This is a genomic window from Blastococcus aggregatus (assembly GCF_900221005.1).
Taxonomy (GTDB): domain Bacteria; phylum Actinomycetota; class Actinomycetes; order Mycobacteriales; family Geodermatophilaceae; genus Blastococcus; species Blastococcus aggregatus.
Genome location: NZ_OBQI01000005.1, coordinates 103,292 through 123,396, shown reverse-complemented (window position 1 = coordinate 123,396; position 20,105 = coordinate 103,292). Strand labels below are relative to the sequence as shown.

The window sequence follows — 20,105 nt, the reverse complement described above, 5'->3', positions numbered from 1 at the left end:
CGGCATGTTGCGCTGGTTGACCGCAGGGGAATCGCACGGTCAGCAGCTCACCGCGATCCTGGAGGGGCTGCCGGCCGGCGTCGAGGTGCAGACCGCCGACCTCGACCGCGAGCTGGCCCGCCGCCGGCTGGGCCACGGCCGCGGCGCGCGGATGTCCTTCGAGCAGGACGAGGTGACGCTCACCGGCGGAGTCCGGCACGGGCGCACCCAGGGCGGGCCGATCGCGGTCCAGGTGGGCAACACCGAGTGGCCCAAGTGGTCGACGGTCATGTCCGCCGACCCGGTGGACGCCGACGTGCTGGCGGGCCAGGCCCGCAACGCCCCGCTCACCCGCCCGCGCCCCGGCCACGCCGACCTCGCCGGCATGCAGAAGTACGGCTTCGACGACGCCCGGCCGGTCCTCGAGCGGGCCAGCGCCCGCGAGACCGCGGCCCGGGTGGCGCTCGGCGCGATCGCCCAGGCGTTCCTCCGCCAGGCGGTCGGCGTCTCCGTGGTCAGCCACGTCGTCGCGATCGGCCCGGTCACCGCCCCCGACGGACTGCTCCCCGGGCCGGACGACAACCCCGCGATCGACGAGGACCCGGTGCGCTGCGCCGACCCCGCCACGAGCACCGCGATGGTGGCCGAGATCGACGACGTCCGGAAGAACGGTGACACCCTCGGCGGCGTCATCGAGGTCGTCGTGCACGGGCTCCCGCCGGGCCTGGGCAGCCACGTGCACTGGGACCGGCGGCTGGACTCGCGCCTGGCCGGCGCCCTCATGGGCGTGCAGTCGGTGAAGGCGGTCGAGGTGGGCGACGGGCTGGAGACCGCCCGGCGGCGCGGCTCGGTGGCCCACGACGAGATCGTGCTCGCCGACGGCCCGGACGGCGCCAAGCGCGTGCAGCGGCTCACCGACCGCGCCGGCGGCATCGAGGGCGGCATGACCAACGGCGAGGTGCTGCGGGTCCGCGCCGCGATGAAGCCGATCAGCACGGTGCCGCGCGCGCTGCAGACCGTCGACGTCGCCACGCAGGAGCCGGCCGTCGCCATCAACCAGCGCAGCGACGCGTGCGCGGTGCCCCGCGGCTCCGTGGTGATGGAGGCGATGGTCGCCCTCGTCCTGGCCGACGCCGTCCTGGAGAAGTTCGGGGGCGACTCGGTCGCCGAGACCCGGCGCAACGCGCAGGCCTACCTCGACTCCCTCCCGCTCCGGTGAGCGGGCCGCTGCTGGTGCTCGTCGGGCCCCCGGCGTCGGGCAAGACCACGGTGGGCACCGCCGTTGCGGCCGCGCTGGGCGTGTCCTTCCGCGACACCGACCGGGACGTCGAGATCGAGACCGGCTCGAGCGTGCCCGACCTGTTCGTCGAGCACGGGGAGCCGCACTTCCGCGACCTCGAGCGGGCCGCGGTCGCCCGCGGGCTGGCCGAGCACGACGGCGTCCTCGCGCTGGGCGGCGGGGCCGTGATGCACCCCGACACCCGCGCGCTGCTGGTCGCCCACGGCCGTGCCGGCGGCCGGGTGGTCTGGCTCGACGTCGACCTGGGCTCGGCGGCCAAGCGCGTCGGCCTGTCGCGGGACCGTCCGCTGCTCGCGGTGAACCCGCGCGCCATGCTGCGCACCATGCTCGAGGACCGCGCCCCGCTCTACCGCGAGGTCGCCACGGACACGGTGACCACCAGCGGCCGGAGCACCGACGACGTCGTCCACGACGTGCTCGCGCTGGTCCGGGGGGAGGACCGATGAGGCAGGTGCAGGTCGCCGGCGAGCGGCCCTACGAGGTCCTCATCGGAGCCGGAGCGCAGACCCGTCTCGGCCTGGTGCTCGAGGGCACCGCCAAGGCCGTCGTCGTCCACGCGCCGCCGCTGGCCGCCGCCGCCGGCGCGGCCGTGGAGACGCTGCAGACCGCCGGCATCGCCGCCGAGGCGATCGTCGTCCCCGACGGCGAGGCCGCGAAGACCGCCGAGGTCGCCGCCGGAGCCTGGGAGGAGTTCGGCCGGCTCGGGCTGACCCGCACCGACGCCGTCGTCGGGCTCGGCGGGGGAGCGGTGACCGACCTGGCCGGCTTCCTCGCCGCCACCTGGGCGCGGGGCGTGCGGGTGGTGCAGGTGCCCACCAGCCTGCTCGGCATGGTCGACGCCGCCGTCGGCGGGAAGACGGGCATCAACACCTCGGCCGGCAAGAACCTCGTCGGCGCGTTCCACCCGCCGGCCGCCGTGCTCGCCGACACCGACGCGCTGGCCGGCCTGCCCGACGCCGAGTTCCGCTCGGGCCTGGCCGAGGTCGTCAAGTGCGGCTTCATCGCCGACCCCGAGATCCTGCGGCTGCTCACCGAGGACCCGACCGGCCGCCGGGACACCGAGGAGCTCATCGCCCGCGCCGTGCAGGTGAAGGCCGACGCGGTCGGGCAGGACCTGCGCGACACGGGGGTGCGCGAGTTCCTCAACTACGGCCACACGCTCGGCCACGCGATCGAGCGGATCGAGGACTTCGGCCGGCGTCACGGCGAGGCCGTCGCCGTCGGCATGGTGTTCGCTGCAGAGCTCGCCGGGCAGGCCGGGCTGCTCACCCCCGACGAGGTGGAGCGGCACCGCACGCTGATCGACGCGATGGGCCTGCCGGTCCGCTGCGCCGGGGACTGGGCCGCGCTCCAGGCGATCATGCGCGTGGACAAGAAGGCCCGCGGCGCCACGCTGCGGTTCGTCGTCCTCGACGGCATCGGCAACCCGACGATCCTGACCGACCCGGACCAGGCCTGGCTCGACGCCGCGTGGGCGGCCGTCACTGGAGGAACCGCATGACGATCCAGGTGCTCAACGGCGCGAACCTCGGACGGCTCGGCACCCGCGAGCCGGAGATCTACGGGACGACGACCTACGCCCAGCTCGTGGACGTCATCGAGACGACGGCGCGCGAGCTGGAGATGGACGTGGTCGTCCGGCAGACCGACGACGAGGGCGAGCTGCTGCGCTGGATCCACGAGGCGACCGACGCCGGCGACCCCGTCGTCCTCAACCCCGCCGGCTGGTCGCACACCTCGGTGGTGCTGCACGACGCGCTCGCGGCGCTGACCGGACCGCTGGTCGAGGTGCACATCAGCAACATCCACCGGCGCGAGGCGTTCCGGCACCACTCCTACGTCTCCGCGGTGGCCGACGGCGTCATCGCCGGGCTCGGCGTCGAGGGCTACGTGCTCGCGCTCCAGTGGATGTCGCTGCGGGGCCATCGGTGAGCCTGGCCGGGGTGGAGGGGCGGGACACCAGCAGAGCCCAGCGGCGCGACGTCCTCCGCGCGACCGCCGCCGAGCGGGGCCTGGACGCCGTGCTGGTGACCAACCTGCTCAACGTCCGGTACCTGACCGGGTTCACCGGCTCCAACGGAGCGCTCCTCGTGCGCACCGACGGGGCCGATCTGTTCGGCACCGACGGCCGCTACACGACCCAGGCGGCGGCGCAGGTGCCCGACGTGGAGGTGCTGGTCGACCGCGGCACCGTCCCGGCGCTCGCCCGGGCCGCGGTGCGCACCGGTACCGGCCGGCTCGGCTTCGAGTCCTCCGACCTCACCGTCGACGCGTTCGAGCAGCTGCGCTCGGTGCTCGCCGACGCCGCGGCCGGCGGCACGGTGCCGGAGCTCGCGTCGGTGCGCCGGGCGGTCGAGGCGCAGCGGGCGATCAAGGACGACGGTGAGGTCGAGGCGCTGCGGCGGGCCTGCGCGGTGGCCGACCGGGCCCTGGCCGAGCTGATGGCCGAGGGCGCGCTGCGACCCGGGCGCACCGAGCTCGAGGTCGGCCGCGAGCTCGACGCCCGGATGCTGGCGCTGGGTGCCGAGGCGCCGTCGTTCGAGACGATCGTCGCCGCCGGCCCCAACTCGGCGATCCCGCACCACCGGCCCGACGCGACCGTGCTGCAGCCCGGCGACTTCCTGAAGCTGGACTTCGGCGCCACCGTCGAGGGCTACCACTCCGACATGACCCGCACGGTCGTGCTGGGGTCGGCCGCCGACTGGCAGCGCGAGATCTACGCCCTGGTGGCCGAGTCGCAGGCGGTCGGCCGGGCCGCCCTCGCCGTCGGCACGGAGGTCGTCGCGGTGGACGCCGCGTCGCGCGACGTCATCGCCGCGGCCGGCCACGGGGAGCACTTCACCCACGGCCTCGGGCACGGCGTGGGCCTGGAGATCCACGAGGCACCCGGCATCGGCCCGCTGGGCGCGGGTACTCTTGCCGCCGGCATGGCCGTCACCGTGGAGCCGGGCGTCTACCTTCCCGGCCGCGGCGGTGTCCGGATCGAGGACACCTTGATCGTCACGGACGACGCGCCCGAACTGTTGACCCTCACGAGCAAGGAACTGCTGGTTCTCTAGATGGCTACCACCAACGACCTGAAGAACGGCATCGTCCTCAAGCTGGACGGCCAGCTCTGGACCGTCACCGACTTCCAGCACGTGAAGCCCGGCAAGGGCGGCGCCTTCGTGCGCACCACCCTGAAGAACGTCCTCTCGGGCAAGGTCGTCGACAAGACGTTCAACGCCGGCCTGAAGGTCGAGACGGCCACCGTCGACAAGCGGACGATGACCTTCCTCTACAAGGACGGCCCCGACTTCGTCTTCATGGACGGCGACACCTTCGACCAGATCACCGTGCCCGCGGCGACCGTCGGCGGCGGCGCGGACTACCTGCTCGAGAACACCGAGGTCATGGTGGCGGTGCACGACGAGGTGCCGCTGTACGTGGAGCTCCCGGTGACCCTCGAGCTCGTGGTCGAGCACACCGACCCGGGCCTGCAGGGCGACCGCTCCACCGGCGGCACCAAGCCCGCCACGCTGGAGACCGGCGCGCAGATCCAGGTCCCGCTGTTCATCTCCACGGGCGAGAAGCTCAAGGTCGACACCCGGGACGGCCGCTACCTCGGCCGGGTCAACTGAGCCAGAGGTCCTCCTCATGGCTGCCCGTACCAAGGCCCGCAAGCGCGCGGTCGACGTCCTCTACGAGGCCGACGTCCGCGGCCGCGACCGCCGCGCGCTGCTCGCCGAGCGCGTCGCAGACGGCAATCCGCCGGTCCCCGAGCACTCGATCCGCCTCGTCGAGGGCGTCGACGAGCACGCCTCGCGCATCGACACCCTGATCGACACGCACGCCTCGGGCTGGTCGATCGACCGGCTGCCCGACGTCGACCGGGCGATCCTGCGCATGGCGGTCTACGAGCTGCTCTGGGCCGACGACGTGCCCGACGCCGTCGTCATCGACGAGGCGGTGGAGCTGGCCAAGACGCTGTCCACCGACGACTCGCCGGCCTACGTCAACGGCGTCCTCGGCGCCATCCTCGCGGCGGAAGTTCCTACTTCGTCCTGAGCCTGGAGTTCCGCGTCGCGGGGCCCGGAGGGTTCCCGACGCGGAACTCGGACGCGCTCGTCGCCGGTGGGGACGGCACGTGGCCGCGGTGTCGTCCGGAGGACGACGATGTCATTGCAGGTCGCGGCGGGCGAAGAGCACCGCGCCGGCGGCGAGCACGACCACGGCGACGGCGCCGAGCAGGACGCCCGCCTGCAGGTGGCCGAGGTAGTACTCGACCGGCTCCGTCGACCCGTACCTGTCCGGCTGGGCGGGGTAGAGGTAGATCGTCGAGCCGCCCTGCTGGACCAGCGCCAGCGCGTTCTCGGTGAGCAGCCAGGGCTGCCACCGCGGGCGCAGGCCGCGCACCAGGTTCTCCACGATCACCAGGTAGACGAAGGCGATGCCGAGCGCCGCGCCGGTGTTGCGCACCAGGTTGGTCAGGCCGAACGCCAGCAGCGCGGCGATCACCGTGAGCAGCACGCCGCGGGCCTGGGTCTGCAGCAGGTCGCTCCAGAAGCCGGCCGGCAGCCCGCCGTCCCGTCCGACGACGGCGCGGAGGACACCCGACATCGCCAGCCAGCCCGCCTGGGCCACGACGCCGATGACGACGGCCGCCCCGGTGAGGACGACGAGCTTCGCGCCCAGCACCTGCATCCGGCGGGGCACCCAGAACAGCAGCGCCACGATCGAGCGCGTCGACCACTCCGCGCCGATCCACGTCGCGCCGACCAGCGCCGCCACGACCGCGGCGAGGGCGGCGAAGCCCAGGGCGCCCGGGGGGCCGGCCGAGCCGAGGTCGAACGGGGCCTGGTCCAGGTACCACGAGAGCTGGTAGTCGTCGCGGGTCTGTTCCGGGCCGCAGAAGTCGTCGGGGGAGGTGCCGGCCGGGATGTCGGCCTCCGCCAGGCACTCCTGGCGGAACTCCTCGTTCATCGCGAGGTCGGCGTCGATCTGCTGCTCGGCACGTGCGATCTCGGCCGGCTCCGGGTTGCCGAACTGGGTCAGCGCGATCCCGGTGGCGACGACCCAGCCGACCACGGCGAGGACCAGCACCACCTGGATGAACCGGCGGGACCGGAACCGGTGCAGCTCGGAGCGCAGCAGGTCCCCGAAGCGCGAGCGGGGCAGATCCGGCCCGGCGGGCCGGGCGGACGGCTGCTCCACGACGGCGCTCACGGCTGCGCCTCGTCGGGCCGGTCGCCGGTGAGGGCGAGGAAGGCGCCCTCCAGGTCGGGGGTCACCCGTCTCAGCTCCTCGAGGTAGAGGCCGGCGCCGGCCAGCACGCGGGTGATCTCGCTGGGCGCCGGGACGCCGTGCACCAGCAGGGCGCCGTCGGCGGGGGAGACGGCGAAGCCCGCGCCGGTCAGCACACCGGCCGCCGCGGCCGGGTCGGCGACCTGGACGAGCACGTCCCCGGAGCCGCGGCCGGCGAGCACCTCACCCACCGGGCCCGAGGCGACGCAGCGCCCGCGCGCGAGGATCGAGACCCGGTCGCAGACCTGCTGGATCTCGGTCAGCAGGTGCGAGGACAGCAGGACGGTGGTGCGCCCGTCCCGGCCGAGGCGGCGGATGAGCTCGCGGACGTCACGGATGCCGGCGGGGTCCAGGCCGTTGCTGGGCTCGTCGAGGATCAGCAGCCGCGGCGCCTTGAGCAGCGCCGCCGCGATGCCGAGGCGCTGCTTCATGCCGAGGGAGTAGCCCTTGAACCGGTCCTCGGCGCGCCCGGTCAGGTCGACCAGCTCCAAACACTCCTCGACGCGCGTGCGGGGCAGGCCGGCTGCCTCGGCGAGCAGTTGCAGGTTGAGCCGGCCGGTGAAGCCGGGGAAGAACAGCGGGGTCTCGACCAGGGCGCCGACGCCGCCGATGACGTCGGGCAGGCCGGCCGGCACGGGGGAGTCGAGCAGCCGGATCTCACCGCCGCCGGGATCGGCCGCGACGAGTCCGAGGAGCACGCGGATCGACGTCGTCTTGCCCGATCCGTTGGGCCCGAGGAAGCCGTGCACGCCCCCGGACTCGACCAGCAGGTCCAGCCGGTCGAGCGCCTTCTGCGGCGGCCGGCCCCGCCGGCGGTAGGTCTTGGACACCGCGGTCAGCTGCACGGCCGGCATGGGTGGCTCCCTGCTCCGCGGCCCAGCGCCGCGGGTGGCAGCAGCTTGCTACAGGGAGGGGCCGTCCCGGCGCATGCGACACCCGGAGGATCACGGCGCGGGCCCGTGCGAGAGTCGCCGGCATGGCGGGTGGAGCGACGTCGGGCCGCGCGGTCGTGCTCGAGACGGAGCGCCTGCTGCTCAGACCATGGCGGGTGAGCGAGGCGGGAGTCCAGCGAGAGCTGTGGACCGAACGTGATCCGCGGGTGCCGCCGCACCGTCGGATCGACGTGGACGGACGGCCGACGGTCGCAGATCTCGAGGAATGGATCCGCAGCCACGAGCCGTCGTCCGTCGGGTTGCTGGCGGTCGAGCGCAAGGCCGCTCGCGACGTCGTCGGCTACTGCGGACTGGTCGAGAGCGGACGAGGGGCGGCGGACGAACCGGAGCTGGCGTTCGAACTGCTGCGGCGGGTCCGGCGTCAGGGATACGCGACCGAGGCTTCGCGAGCAGTTCTGGACTGGGCGAGATCATCCGGATACGAACGCCTGTGGGCCACGGTCTGGGACTGGAACACCGCGTCACGCCGGGTGCTGGCCGAGCTCGGGTTCACCGAGACCGATCGGAAGGAGGTGGACCCGGTCCACGGCACCACCCTGTTCACCACGCTACGGCTCTGACAGCGGGGAGCGCTGCACGCGAGAGGCCCAGAACGTCTGGCGTCCTGGGCCCCTCACGTCCACGTCTCGCAGCGGCGCGTCAGCGCGGGGCGCGGCGGCGCTCCCAGTCGGGGTTGAGCTCCTCGTCGTCGTCGTCCGGGCCACCGAAGCCCACGACGCTGTCCATGCCGGCGGAGATGACCCCCCACTCGATGAGCCGCGAGGTCAGCTCGTCGGGGCTCATGTCGTAGATGATCGCCAGCGACTTCAGGTCCTCGGCGCGGATGGAGAGGACCTTGCCGTTGTAGTCGTGCCGCTGCGCCTGGATGGTCGAGGCGTAGCGGGCCAGCGGGCCGGCCTCGTCGGCGGGCAGCGAGCCCAGCGACTCGAGGTTCAGCACGATCTTGCTGCTGGAGGTGACCGCGGAGCTCGGCCGCGGGTCGGGCAGCAGCTCGGACACCGGCACGCCGTAGAAGACGGCGAGCTCGGAGAGGCGCTGGACGGTGACCGCGCGGTCGCCGCGCTCGTAGGAGCCGACGACGACTGCCTTCCAGCGGCCGTGCGACTTGTCCTCCACGCCCTGGAGGGAGAGGCCCTGCTGGTTGCGGATGGCGCGGAGCCGGGCGCCGAGGGCCCGTGAGTAGTCGGTGCTCATCGCGTTCCTGCTCACTGTGCGTCGTCTGGGGGTGGTCGTGATCGTCACTGAGCGTACTGGTCGCGCGGCGCCCGCAACACCCGGTCGGGCGTCCCCCGTTGAACTCCGGGCGCCCCACCTGCGGCTCCGCACCGGCGCGGGGGCGCCCGGGCCGGTGCAGTACCGTCGGGGCAGGTCCACCCACTCCTTTAACGACCCGTCCAGTGAGGCGGGGAAGGAGGCCTGATGGCCAGCTCGACCCAGCCTGCCCGGAACGGGGCGCCGTCGGTCGGCGACCCGTCGGCAGGAGCTCTCCTCTCCGCCGCCGACGTCGCCCGCATGGTCGACCGGATGGCCCACCAGCTCATCGAGCGGGCCGCCGCGGATGCGCCGGACGACGACCCCACCGGCCTCTCCGGCCTGGTCCTCGTCGGCATCCCCACGCGCGGCGCCCCGCTGGCCCGCCGCCTGGCCGCCCGCATCGAGGCGTTCTCCGGTGTCGCGGTCGACGTCGGCACCGTCGACATCACGCTCTACCGCGACGACCTGCGCCGCCGCGGCGTCCGCGCCCTGGAGCCGACGGTGCTGCCCGACGGCGGCATCGACGACCGGCTCGTGGTCCTCGTCGACGACGTCCTCTACTCCGGCCGGTCCGTGCGCGCGGCGCTGGATGCCCTGCGCGACCTGGGCCGGCCCCGGGCCGTGCAGCTGGCGGTCCTCGTCGACCGCGGCCACCGGGAGCTGCCGATCCGTGCCGACCTGGTCGGCAAGAACCTGCCCACCGCGCGCAGCCAGAAGGTGTCGGTGCGGCTCGAGGAGATCGACGGCGTCGACGAGGTGCTCGTGACCGACGGGGGCGTGCAGTGAAGCGGCACCTGCTGGAGGCCGCCGACCTCGACCGCGACGACGCGACGCTGGTGCTCGACACCGCGGCGCAGATCGACCAGGCGCTGGCCGGCCGCGAGGTCAAGAAGCTCCCGACGCTGCGCGGCCGCACGGTGGTCAACCTGTTCTACGAGGACTCCACCCGCACCCGAATCTCCTTCGAGCTCGCCGCCAAGCGGCTCTCCGCCGACGTCATCAACTTCTCGGCGAAGGGCAGCAGCGTCTCCAAGGGCGAGAGCCTCAAGGACACCGCGCTGACGCTGGAGGCCATGGGCGCCGACGCCGTCGTCGTCCGGCACTGGGCCTCGGGTGCGCCGCACCGGCTGGCGCACTGGGTGCGCGGCAGCGTGGTCAACGCCGGCGACGGCACCCACGAGCACCCCACGCAGGCGCTGCTCGACGCGTACACGATCCGGCAGCGGCTGGGCCGGCTCGAGGGCGTGCGGGTGGCGGTCGTCGGCGACGTGCTGCACAGCCGGGTCGCCCGCTCCAACGTCGGCCTGCTGCACACCCTGGGCGCCGAGGTCACGCTGGTCGCGCCGCCGACGCTGCTGCCGGTCGGCGTGGGCAGCTGGCCGGCCGAGGTCTCCTACGACCTGGACGCCGTGCTGCCGAAGGTCGACGTGGTGATGATGCTGCGCGTGCAGGCCGAGCGGATGAACGCCTCGTTCTTCCCCAGCGCCCGCGAGTACAGCCGCCGCTACGGCCTGGACGCCCGCCGGATGGGCGCGCTGCACGACGACGCGATCGTGATGCACCCCGGCCCGATGAACCGCGGCATGGAGATCGCCGCCGAGGTGGCCGACTCCGCCCGCTCCACCATCGTCGAGCAGGTCGCCAACGGCGTCTCGACCCGCATGGCCGTCCTGTACCTGCTGCTCGGAGGTTCTCCTCAGTGAACGCGTACCTGATCAAGGGGGCGCGTCCGCTGGGCGGCGACCCCGTCGACATCCTGCTGAAGGACGGCCGGATCGCCGCGATCGGCGACTCCCTCGCCGCGACCGGCGCCGAGGTGGTCGAGGCGGCCGGCCTGATCGCGCTGCCCGGGCTGGTCGACCTGCACACCCACCTGCGCGAGCCCGGCCGGGAGGACGCCGAGACCGTCGAGACGGGCAGCCGCGCCGCCGCGCTCGGCGGGTTCACCGCCGTGCACGCGATGGCCAACACCGACCCGGTGGCCGACACCGCCGGTGTCGTCGAGCAGGTCTGGCGCCTGGGCCAGGAGGCAGGGCTGGTCGACGTCGTCCCGGTGGGCGCGGTGACCGTCGGCCTGAAGGGCGAGCGGCTGGCCGAGCTCGGCGCGATGGCCGATTCCGCCGCCCGGGTCCGGGTCTTCTCCGACGACGGGCACTGCGTCGCCGACCCCGCCCTCATGCGCCGCGCGCTGGAGTACGTGAAGGCCTTCGACGGCGTCGTCGCCCAGCACGCCGAGGAGCCGCGGCTCACCGTCGGCGCCCAGATGCACGAGGGCGACCGCTCGGCGTCGCTCGGCCTGACCGGCTGGCCGGCCGCCGCGGAGGAGGCGATCATCGCCCGCGACGTGCTGCTCGCCGAGCACGTCGGCGCGCGGCTGCACGTCTGCCACGTCTCGACGGCGGGCTCGGTGGAGATCCTGCGCTGGGCGAAGTCCCGCGGCGTGCAGGTCACCGCGGAGGTCACCCCGCACCACCTGCTCCTCACCGACGCCTGCGCGGAGAGCTACGACCCGGTCTTCAAGGTCAACCCGCCGCTGCGCACCGACGCCGATGTCGAAGCGCTGCGGGCGGGGCTGGCCGACGGCACGATCGACGTCGTCGGCACCGACCACGCCCCGCACGCGGTGGAGGACAAGGAGAGCGAGTGGGCGCAGGCCCGGCCCGGGATGCTCGGGCTGGAGCAGGCGCTCTCGGTGGTCATCGAGACGATGGTCGAGCCCGGGCGCCTGGACTGGGCCGGCGTCGCCGACCGCATGTCGGTCCGTCCGGCCGCGATCGGCCGCCTCGCCGACCACGGCCGTCCGCTCGCCCCCGGCGAGCCGGCCAACCTGGTGCTCGTGGACGCGACGGCCCGCGCCTCGGTGGACCCCGCGGCGCTGGCCAGCCGCAGCCGCAACAGCCCCTATGCCGGCCGGGAGCTCCCCGGCCGGGTGGTCGCGACGTTCCTCCGGGGCGTCCCGACCGTGCTCGACGGAAAGGCACAGAAGTGAGTGACGCGATCCTCGTGCTCGAGGACGGCAGGACGTTCCGGGGCGAGGCCTACGGCGCGGTCGGGACGACGCTCGGCGAGGCGGTGTTCGCCACCGGCATGACCGGCTACCAGGAGACGCTGACCGACCCCAGCTACGCCGGCCAGATCGTGGCCATGACGGCCCCGCACATCGGCAACACCGGCGTGAACGGCGAGGACGACGAGAGCCGCCGCATGTGGCCGGCCGGCTTCGTCGTGCGCGACCCGGCGCGCCGCACGTCGAACTGGCGGGCCACCGGCAGCCTCGACGACCGGCTCGTCGCCCAGGGCATCGTGGGCATCAGCGGCATCGACACCCGCGCGCTGACCCGCCACCTGCGCGACCGCGGCGCCATGCGCGCCGGCATCAGCACGGAGATCGGGCGCGACGAGCTGCTCGCCCGCGTCACCGCGAGCGAGCGCATGGCCGGCGCCGACCTCGCGCCGACGGTGAGCACCGCGGCGGCCTACGTCGTCCCGGCGGTGGGGGAGAAGCGGTTCACCATCGCCGCCCTCGACCTCGGCATCAAGACCGCCACCCCGCGGCACCTGGCCGCCCTCGGCGTCGAGACCCACGTGCTGCCCTCGACGGCCACCGCCGAGGAGCTGCTGGCCGCCGGCCCGGACGGGGTCTTCCTCTCCAACGGCCCGGGCGACCCGGCCGCCGCCGACTACGCCGTCGCCGCGGTGCGGGGCGTGCTCGACGCCCGCCGCCCGCTGTTCGGCATCTGCTTCGGCAACCAGATCCTGGGCCGGGCCCTGGGCCTTGGCACCTACAAGCTGCGCTTCGGCCACCGCGGGCTCAACCAGCCGGTGCTGGACCGGGTGAGCAACACGGTGCGGGTGACCAGCCACAACCACGGCTTCGCCGTGGACGCCGCGCTCGACCGGCCAACCGACACCCCGTACGGGCCGGTCGAGGTCAGCCACGTCGGGCTCAACGACGACGTGGTCGAGGGGCTCCGGCTGCTCGAGACGCCGGCCTTCAGCGTGCAGTTCCACCCGGAGTCGGCGGCCGGCCCGCACGACGCCGCTCCGCTCTTCCAGCGGTTCGTCGACCTCATGGAGGGCAACCACAGTGCCTAAGCGGACCGATCTGAAGCACGTCCTGGTCATCGGCTCCGGGCCGATCCTCATCGGCCAGGCCGCGGAGTTCGACTACTCCGGCACCCAGGCCTGCCGCGTGCTGCGCGCCGAGGGGCTGCGGGTCAGCCTGGTCAACAGCAACCCGGCGACGATCATGACCGACCCCGAGGTCGCCGACGCCACCTACATCGAGCCGCTGACCCCGGAGTTCGTCGAGAAGGTCATCGCCAAGGAGCGCCCCGACGCGCTGCTGGCCACCCTCGGCGGGCAGACCGCGCTCAACATCGCGATCGGCCTGTACGAGAACGGCGTCCTGGAGAAGTACGGCGTCCAGCTCATCGGCGCCGACGTCGACGCGATCAACCGCGGCGAGGACCGGCAGCTGTTCAAGGACATCGTGCGGTCGATCGGCGCCGACGCGCCCCGCTCGACGGTGTGCTCGACGGTCGAAGAGGCCATCGCCACCGCCGAGGAGGTCGGCTACCCGGTCGTCATCCGGCCCAGCTTCACCATGGGCGGGCTGGGCTCGGGCTTCGCCACCGACGAGGCGATGCTGCGCCGCATGGCCTCCCACGGCCTGGCCGACTCCCCGGTGCACACCGTCCTCATCGAGGAGTCGGTGCTGGGCTGGAAGGAGTACGAGCTCGAGCTGATGCGCGACCGCAGCGACAACGTGGTGGTCATCTGCTCGATCGAGAACATCGACGCGATGGGCGTGCACACCGGTGACTCGGTGACCGTCGCCCCGGCGATGACGCTCACCGACGTCGAGTACCAGAAGATGCGCGACGTCGGCATCGCCGTGCTGCGCGAGGTCGGCGTGGACACCGGCGGCTGCAACATCCAGTTCGCCGTCAACCCGGCCGACGGCCGGCTGGTCGTCATCGAGATGAACCCGCGGGTCTCCCGGTCCAGCGCGCTGGCGTCGAAGGCCACCGGCTTCCCGATCGCCAAGATCGCCGCCAAGCTCGCGATCGGCTACACCCTCGACGAGATCACCAACGACATCACCGGCGTCACCCCGGCGGCGTTCGAGCCGACGCTGGACTACGTCGTCGTCAAGATCCCGCGGTTCGCCTTCGAGAAGTTCCCCGGCGCCGACCCCCGCCTGACGACGACGATGAAGAGCGTCGGCGAGGTCATGTCGATGGGCCGCAACTTCGCCGAGGCGCTCGGCAAGGCGATGCGCTCGACGGAGACGAAGGTGGCCGGCTTCTGGACGGGGCCGGAGGAGACCCGGTCGGCCGAGGAGCTGCTCGACGTCCTCCGCGTGCCGGTCGACGGCCGGCTCTACGTCGCCGAGGCCGCGCTCGCCGCCGGGGCGACCGTCGAGCAGGTCGCCGAGGCCAGTGGTTTCGACCCGTGGTTCGTCGACCAGATCGCGCTGGTCCGCGAGGTCGCCGACGAGGTCCGCGACGCGCCGTCCCTCACGCCGGAGGTGCTCCGCCGGGCCAAGCGCTTCGGTCTCTCCGACCGGCAGATCGCCGCGCTGCGCCCCGAGCTCGCCGGTGAGGACGGCGTCCGGTCGCTGCGCTGGCGCCAGGGCATCCGGCCGGTCTACAAGACCGTCGACACCTGCGGTGGCGAGTTCGCCGCCCGCACGCCGTACCACTACTCCTCCTACGACGAGGAGACCGAGGTCGAGCCGCGCGAGAAGCCGGCGGTGCTGATCCTGGGCTCCGGGCCGAACCGGATCGGGCAGGGGATCGAGTTCGACTACTCCTGCGTGCACGCGGTCATGGCGCTGCAGGACGCCGGCTACGAGGCGGTGATGGTCAACTGCAACCCCGAGACCGTCTCCACCGACTACGACACCGCCGACCGGCTGTACTTCGAGCCGCTGACCTTCGAGGACGTCCTCGAGGTGGTCGAGGCCGAGCGCGCCGCCGGCCCGGTCGCCGGGGTCATCTGCACCCTGGGCGGGCAGACGCCGCTGGGCCTGGCCCAGCGGCTCAAGGACGCCGGCGTCCCGGTGCTGGGCACCTCGCCCGAGGCGATCGACGACGCCGAGGACCGCGGGGCGTTCAGCCGGGTGCTGTCCGACACCGGCCTGCTGGCCCCCAAGCACGGGATGGCCACCACGTACCCGGAGGCCCGCGCCATCGCCGCCGACATCGGCTACCCGGTGCTGGTCCGGCCCTCCTACGTGCTCGGCGGCCGCGGCATGGAGATCGTCTACGACGACGCCACGCTCGAGGCCTACATCGCCAAGGCGACCGACGTCAGCGTCGACCACCCGGTGCTGGTCGACCGGTTCCTCGAGGACGCCGTCGAGATCGACGTCGACGCGCTCTACGACGGGACCGACCTCTACCTCGGTGGCGTCATGGAGCACATCGAGGAGGCCGGCATCCACTCCGGCGACTCGGCGTGCGCCCTGCCGCCCATCACGCTCGGGACGGCGGACCTGCTCAAGATCCGCGCCGCGACCGAGAAGCTGGCCGAGCGGATCGGCGTGCGCGGGCTGATGAACGTCCAGTACGCGATCAAGGACGACATCCTCTACGTCATCGAGGCCAACCCCCGGGCCAGCCGCACGGTGCCGTTCGTCTCCAAGGCGACGGCGGTGCAGCTGGCGAAGGCCGCGGCGCGGATCGCGGTGGGGGAGACCGTCGCCGGGCTGCGCGCGGCCGGGGTCCTGCCCGCCACCGGGGACGGCACCGACCTGCCCGAGGGGGCGCCGATCTCGGTGAAGGAGGCCGTCCTGCCCTTCCACCGGTTCCGCGACCTCGAGGGCCACGGCGTCGACACCCTGCTCTCCCCGGAGATGAAGTCCACCGGCGAGGTCATGGGGCTGGACACCGACTTCGGCACCGCCTTCGCCAAGTCGCAGGCGGCCGCCTACGGCTCGCTGCCGACGGAGGGCACCGTCTTCGTCTCGCTGGCCAACCGGGACAAGCGGGGCGCGATCTTCCCGGTCAAGCGGCTGGCCGACCTCGGCTTCCGCATCCTCGCCACCGCCGGCACCGCGCAGGTCCTCCGCCGCAACGGCGTGACCGCCGAGGTGGTCGGCAAGTTCAGCGAGGGGCCGGGCAACGTGGTCGAGGCGATCCTGGCCGGGGACGTCGACATGGTCGTGAACACGCCGTTCGGGGCGCCGGGCAACAGCGGCCCGCGGCTGGACGGCTACGAGATCCGCACCGCAGCCGTCTCCGCCGGCATCCCGTGCATCACCACGGTGCAGGGGCTGGGGGCCGCGGTGCAGGGCATCGAGGCGCTGCGCCAGGGCGGGATCGGCGTCCGCAGCCTGCAGGAGGTGCACGCCGCGCTCGCCGCCGGCGTCGCCGCCGCGGCGGGGGCGCCCGCGTGACGGCCCCGCACCCGAGGACGACGGCCCTGACGACGCCGGCGCCGGTCGCCGACGCCCCGCCGGTGCAGCGCACCGTCGAGGTGGTCGGCGCCCGCCCGGTCGACGCCTACGTGGAGCTGCGGCTGGCCGCCCCGGAGATCGCCGAGCGGGCCCAGCCTGGGCAGTTCGTCGCCTTCGCCGTCGGCGGGGAGACCTCCGGGCTGCTGCTGCGCCGCTCGATCGCGATCAGCACCGCCGCGGACGGCGTGGTGACCGTGGTCGTCTCCGCCGCCGGGCCCGGGTCGACCTGGCTCACCCAGCGTCGTCCCGGGGACACCGTCGACGTCGTCGGGCCGCTCGGCCGGCCGTTCCCGGCGCCCCCGGCGGGTGCCCGCGCGCTGCTGGTGGGCGGCGGCTACGGCGCCGCGGCCCTGGTCGGCCTGGCCGCGCAGCTGAAGGAGGCCGGGCACGAGGTCGCCGCCGTCGCCGGTGCCGCGTCCGCGGACCGGCTGTGCTCGGTGCAGGAGCTGACCGAGCTCGCCGACACCCTGGCGGTCACCACGGACGACGGCAGCTCCGGTCGCCGCGGCCTGGTCACCCTCGCCGTCGACGAGCTGCTGCCCGGCTGCGGGGTGGTCTACGCCTGCGGCCCGATGCGCATGCTGCAGGCCGTCGCCGACGCAGCCACCGCCCTGGGCGTCCCCTCCTACGTCGCCGTCGAGGAGTCGATGGCCTGCGGCATCGGGGTCTGCATGACCTGCGTGCTGCCGGTCGTGGGGTCCGACGGGCTCACCCGCCTGTCCCGCTCGTGCACCGAGGGCCCGGTCTTCGGCGGGGACCGCGTGCGGTTCGACGACGTCGGCACGCTGCCCTGGGACGTCGTCGGCGCCGATGCGATGGGAGTGACCCGCCCGTGACAGCCGTGGAGACCGCCGTCGACATGTCGACCGCGCTGGGCGCGGTGCCGATCCCGAGCCCGGTGCTGACCGCCTCGGGGTGCTCGGCGTTCGGCCGGGAGCTCGAGCCGTTCGTGGACCTGACCGCCATCGGCGCGGTGGTGACCAAGTCGGTGCAGCTGCGGCCGCGCTCCGGGCGCCCGACGCCGCGGATGGCCGAGACGCCGAGCGGGATGCTCAACTCGATCGGCCTGCAGGGCCCCGGCATCGACGGGCTGCTCGACGGCGAGCTGCCGTGGCTGGCCGAGCGCGGCGCGCGGGCGTTCGTCTCGATCGCCGGCGTCCGCGTCGAGGACTTCGCCGAGCTGGCCACCCGGCTGCGCGGGGTCCCCGGCGTCGCCGGGCTCGAGGTGAACATCAGCTGCCCGAACGTGGAGAGCCGCGGCGAGGTCTTCGCCTGCGACCCGGTGGCCGCCTCCGACGTCGTGGCCGCCGTGCGCGCCGCCGCGGACCCGGCTCAGCCGATCTACGCCAAGCTCAGCCCCGACGTCACCGACATCGTGTCCGTGGCCCGGGCGGTGGTCGACGCCGGCGCGGACGGCCTGTCGATGATCAACACCCTGCTGGGCCTGGTCATCGACCCGGACACCATGAAGCCACTGCTCGGCGGGATCACCGGTGGCCTCTCCGGCCCCGCGATCCGGCCGGTCGCGCTGCGCTGCGTGTGGCAGGTGCACGCGGCACTGCCCGAGGTGCCCATCCTCGGCATGGGTGGCATCCGCAGCGGGCTGGACGCGCTGCAGTTCGTGCTCGCCGGGGCGTCCGCGGTCTCCGTCGGCACCGCGGTCTTCAACGACCCCTCCGCACTCGGCCGCATCCACGCGGAGCTGGCCGCCGCACTCGAGACGCGCGGGTTCGCCAGCCTGCGCGAGGCAGTGGGGTACGCACACCGATGACCCGGCACGCGCAGCAGACGCAGACGTTCGGCGAACGGCTCACCGCGACGATCGCCGCCCGCGGCCCGCTGTGTGTGGGCATCGACCCGCACGCACCCCTGCTGGAGAAGTGGGGCCTGCCGGACAGCCCCGACGGGCTGGCCCGGTTCACCGACACCGTGGTCGACGCGCTGGCCGGCTCGGTCGCCGTCCTCAAACCGCAGCTGGCCTTCTACGAGCGGCACGGCTCGAAGGGCCTGGCGGTCCTGGAGGACGGCGTCGCCCGGGCGCGGGCCGCCGGAGCGCTGGTGCTGCTCGATGCCAAGCGCGGCGACATCGGCTCGACGATGGCGGCCTACGCCGACTACCTGCGCCCCGAGCACCCGCTGGCCGTCGACGCGATGACCGTCAGCCCCTACCTCGGTGCCGGCTCGCTGGAGCCGGCGGTCGCGACCGCCCGGGAGCACGGCGGTGGGCTGTTCGTCCTCGCCCGCACCTCCAACCCCGACGCGGGCTCCCTGCAGCTGGTCGGGACGCCGTCGGTGGCGCAGCGGGTCGTCGACACCGTCCGCGGCTGGAACGCGGAGACCCCGGGCGGCTCGTTCGGTCTCGTCGTCGGGGCGACCCTGGACGAGCTCGACGTCGATCTCGCCGGCCTCGGCGGGCCGGTGCTCGCACCCGGCCTCGGCGCCCAGGGCGGCTCGGCCGGCGACGTGCGCCGGCTGTTCGGCACCGGCACCGTCGTGCTGCCCAGCGTCTCGCGCGACGTGCTCTCCGCCGGACCGGACGTCGCCGGGCTGCGTGCCGCGGCGCACCGCTGGGCGGAGTCGCTGACCGCCTGACCGGCGTGTCGGAACCACGGCGTGTCGCCGCTCCGCGGCCCTGCCGATCGGCCAGGTAGGGAATCGGGACGGGATCGTCCGAATCCCGCGTTGACCTGCATCGATCACGCTCGGTGAACGGGATGCCCACCTGCGTGCCAACGGCGCCGGGCCATTCCGGGACCGGCGCGCTGCCCGGTGTCGTGACCTGCGGATTTGCTCCATACTGCGCGGATCGCGAGGCTCAGGGCCGTACGCCGAAAGTCCCCTGTGAATCCGCGAACAGCACCGCCGGCACCGACGCCGGCGACAACACGATTGGGTTGCACCATGCCCCTTCCCGAACTGTCCCCGGAGCAGCGCGCCGCCGCACTCGAGAAGGCCGCCGCGGCCCGCAAGGCGCGGGCCGAGCTGCGCGAGCGGCTCAAGAGCAAGGGCGCCACGGTCGGCGACGTCCTCAAGCAGGGCGAGACCGATGAGGTGATCGGCAAGATGCGTGTGTCGGCGGTCCTGGAGTCCCTCCCGGGAGTCGGCAAGGCGCGGGCTGCGAAGATCATGGAACGCCTGGAGATCTCCCCGACGCGGCGCGTGCGGGGTCTGGGCGCCAACCAGCGCCGCGCGCTGGAGACGGAGTTCGGCGCCGACCAGGCCGGCTGATCCCCGTCCCGCGCACGCACGACCGGACGAGGACGACGAGTGGTATCGAACGCACCGGCACGGCTGACCGTGCTCTCCGGACCCTCCGGGGTCGGCAAGGGCACCGTGGTCGCCGAGGTCCGGCGGAGGCACCCCGACGTGTGGGTGTCGGTGTCCGCGACCACTCGCCGCCCCCGTCCGGGTGAGGTCGACGGTGTGCACTACCACTTCGTCGAGCCGGCCGAGTTCGACCGGCTGATCGCCACCGACGGGTTGCTGGAGTGGGCCGAGTACGCCGGCAACCGGTACGGCACCCCGATGGCCCCCGTGCGCGAGCGGCTGGCCGCCGGCTCGCCCGCGCTGCTCGAGATCGAGCTGCAGGGTGCCCGCCAGGTGCGGGCCCGTGCCCCGGAGGCCCAGCTGGTCTTCCTGGCGCCGCCGTCCTGGGCGGAGCTGGTCAGCCGGCTGGCCGGCCGGGGCTCGGAGCCGGCCGCCGTCCAGGAGGCCCGGCTGGCCATCGCGCAGGCCGAACTGGACGCCGCCGGCGAGTTCGACGTGGTGGTCGTGAACGACGACGTGGCCCGCGCCGCCGATGAGTTGGTAGGCTTGCTGACTGCGCCCTCGCCCGGACTCGTGCCGGGGGAGTAGCGCCCACGAGGAAGAG

Annotated in this window: 21 protein-coding genes; 18 read left to right on the top strand and 3 right to left on the bottom strand. The window is 73.8% G+C overall.

The window, feature by feature from the left end; translation table 11 throughout:
- Window positions 1-4: 4 nt before the first annotated feature.
- Genes aroC through nusB form a run of 7 tightly spaced genes read left to right on the top strand, consistent with a single transcriptional unit; the run spans window position 5 to window position 5,326 of the window.
- Window positions 5-1,198: a chorismate synthase gene (gene aroC / locus CRP29_RS16295; protein ID WP_097196131.1), complete on the top strand. Its 1,194-nt coding sequence runs from the start codon at window positions 5-7 to the stop codon at window positions 1,196-1,198.
- Window positions 1,195-1,725: a shikimate kinase gene (locus CRP29_RS16290; RefSeq protein WP_097196130.1), complete on the top strand. Its 531-nt coding sequence runs from the start codon at window positions 1,195-1,197 to the stop codon at window positions 1,723-1,725. The genes aroC and CRP29_RS16290 overlap by 4 nt, the downstream gene beginning before the upstream one ends.
- The gene (gene aroB / locus CRP29_RS16285; protein WP_097196129.1) at window positions 1,722-2,780 is read left to right on the top strand and encodes a 3-dehydroquinate synthase; all 1,059 of its coding nucleotides are present in this window, start codon (window positions 1,722-1,724) and stop codon (window positions 2,778-2,780) included. Before CRP29_RS16290 ends, aroB begins: the two co-directional genes overlap by 4 nt.
- A complete protein-coding gene (aroQ, locus tag CRP29_RS16280) occupies window positions 2,777-3,211 on the top strand; it encodes a type II 3-dehydroquinate dehydratase (protein WP_097196128.1) in 435 nt (144 codons plus the stop codon). The genes aroB and aroQ overlap by 4 nt, the downstream gene beginning before the upstream one ends.
- Window positions 3,208-4,338, top strand: a complete 1,131-nt coding sequence (locus tag CRP29_RS16275; protein WP_245852894.1) for a M24 family metallopeptidase — start codon at window positions 3,208-3,210, stop codon at window positions 4,336-4,338. Before aroQ ends, CRP29_RS16275 begins: the two co-directional genes overlap by 4 nt.
- Window positions 4,339-4,899, top strand: coding sequence for an elongation factor P (gene efp, locus CRP29_RS16270; protein ID WP_097196127.1), 561 nt, complete (start codon window positions 4,339-4,341; stop codon window positions 4,897-4,899).
- A gap of 16 nt (window positions 4,900-4,915) precedes the next feature.
- Entirely contained in the window at window positions 4,916-5,326 is a 411-nt protein-coding gene (gene nusB, locus CRP29_RS16265; RefSeq protein ID WP_097196126.1) for a transcription antitermination factor NusB, read from the top strand.
- 111 nt (window positions 5,327-5,437) lie between these two features.
- Here the strand turns inward: nusB and CRP29_RS16260 are convergent, their stop codons facing one another.
- Both CRP29_RS16260 and CRP29_RS16255 read right to left on the bottom strand, forming a co-directional pair.
- Window positions 5,438-6,484 (bottom strand): ABC transporter permease subunit, encoded by a 1,047-nt coding sequence (locus tag CRP29_RS16260; protein ID WP_097196125.1) that lies wholly within the window; start codon window positions 6,482-6,484, stop codon window positions 5,438-5,440.
- The gene (locus CRP29_RS16255; RefSeq protein WP_097196124.1) at window positions 6,481-7,416 is read right to left on the bottom strand and encodes an ABC transporter ATP-binding protein; all 936 of its coding nucleotides are present in this window, start codon (window positions 7,414-7,416) and stop codon (window positions 6,481-6,483) included. The genes CRP29_RS16260 and CRP29_RS16255 overlap by 4 nt, the downstream gene beginning before the upstream one ends.
- Window positions 7,417-7,538: 122 nt before the next feature.
- Between CRP29_RS16255 and CRP29_RS16250 the strand changes: the two genes are divergently transcribed.
- Window positions 7,539-8,075, top strand: a complete 537-nt coding sequence (locus tag CRP29_RS16250) for a GNAT family N-acetyltransferase (protein ID WP_097196123.1) — start codon at window positions 7,539-7,541, stop codon at window positions 8,073-8,075.
- A gap of 79 nt (window positions 8,076-8,154) precedes the next feature.
- On the opposite strand, the gene bldD is transcribed toward CRP29_RS16250, so the two are convergent.
- Window positions 8,155-8,709, bottom strand: coding sequence for a transcriptional regulator BldD (gene bldD / locus CRP29_RS16245; RefSeq protein WP_091769645.1), 555 nt, complete (start codon window positions 8,707-8,709; stop codon window positions 8,155-8,157).
- A gap of 225 nt (window positions 8,710-8,934) precedes the next feature.
- Between bldD and pyrR the strand changes: the two genes are divergently transcribed.
- The 10 genes from pyrR to gmk all read left to right on the top strand — a co-directional run bounded on the left by pyrR (window position 8,935) and on the right by gmk (window position 20,089).
- Window positions 8,935-9,555 carry a bifunctional pyr operon transcriptional regulator/uracil phosphoribosyltransferase PyrR gene (gene pyrR, locus CRP29_RS16240; RefSeq protein ID WP_097196122.1) on the top strand — a complete coding sequence of 207 codons (621 nt, stop codon included), beginning with the start codon at window positions 8,935-8,937 and terminating at the stop codon, window positions 9,553-9,555.
- Window positions 9,552-10,472 (top strand): aspartate carbamoyltransferase catalytic subunit, encoded by a 921-nt coding sequence (locus tag CRP29_RS16235; RefSeq protein ID WP_091986155.1) that lies wholly within the window; start codon window positions 9,552-9,554, stop codon window positions 10,470-10,472. The genes pyrR and CRP29_RS16235 overlap by 4 nt, the downstream gene beginning before the upstream one ends.
- Window positions 10,469-11,758, top strand: coding sequence for a dihydroorotase (locus CRP29_RS16230; protein ID WP_097196121.1), 1,290 nt, complete (start codon window positions 10,469-10,471; stop codon window positions 11,756-11,758). Before CRP29_RS16235 ends, CRP29_RS16230 begins: the two co-directional genes overlap by 4 nt.
- Complete coding sequence (carA, locus tag CRP29_RS16225) at window positions 11,755-12,864, top strand: glutamine-hydrolyzing carbamoyl-phosphate synthase small subunit (protein ID WP_097196120.1); 1,110 nt, start codon at window positions 11,755-11,757, stop codon at window positions 12,862-12,864. Before CRP29_RS16230 ends, carA begins: the two co-directional genes overlap by 4 nt.
- Complete coding sequence (gene carB, locus CRP29_RS16220; RefSeq protein ID WP_097196119.1) at window positions 12,857-16,174, top strand: carbamoyl-phosphate synthase large subunit; 3,318 nt, start codon at window positions 12,857-12,859, stop codon at window positions 16,172-16,174. The genes carA and carB overlap by 8 nt, the downstream gene beginning before the upstream one ends.
- Window positions 16,171-17,070, top strand: coding sequence for an iron-sulfur cluster-binding protein (locus tag CRP29_RS16215; protein WP_245852892.1), 900 nt, complete (start codon window positions 16,171-16,173; stop codon window positions 17,068-17,070). Before carB ends, CRP29_RS16215 begins: the two co-directional genes overlap by 4 nt.
- Window positions 17,067-18,005 carry a dihydroorotate dehydrogenase gene (locus tag CRP29_RS16210; protein ID WP_245852890.1) on the top strand — a complete coding sequence of 313 codons (939 nt, stop codon included), beginning with the start codon at window positions 17,067-17,069 and terminating at the stop codon, window positions 18,003-18,005. The genes CRP29_RS16215 and CRP29_RS16210 overlap by 4 nt, the downstream gene beginning before the upstream one ends.
- Entirely contained in the window at window positions 18,002-18,826 is an 825-nt protein-coding gene (pyrF, locus tag CRP29_RS16205) for an orotidine-5'-phosphate decarboxylase (protein WP_097196118.1), read from the top strand. Before CRP29_RS16210 ends, pyrF begins: the two co-directional genes overlap by 4 nt.
- Window positions 18,827-19,135: 309 nt before the next feature.
- On the top strand, window positions 19,136-19,462 hold the full coding sequence (gene mihF / locus CRP29_RS16200; protein WP_097196117.1) for an integration host factor, actinobacterial type: 327 nt from the start codon (window positions 19,136-19,138) through the stop codon (window positions 19,460-19,462).
- Between the two features lie 39 nt (window positions 19,463-19,501).
- Window positions 19,502-20,089, top strand: coding sequence for a guanylate kinase (gmk, locus tag CRP29_RS16195; RefSeq protein ID WP_097196116.1), 588 nt, complete (start codon window positions 19,502-19,504; stop codon window positions 20,087-20,089).
- Window positions 20,090-20,105: the final 16 nt, after the last annotated feature.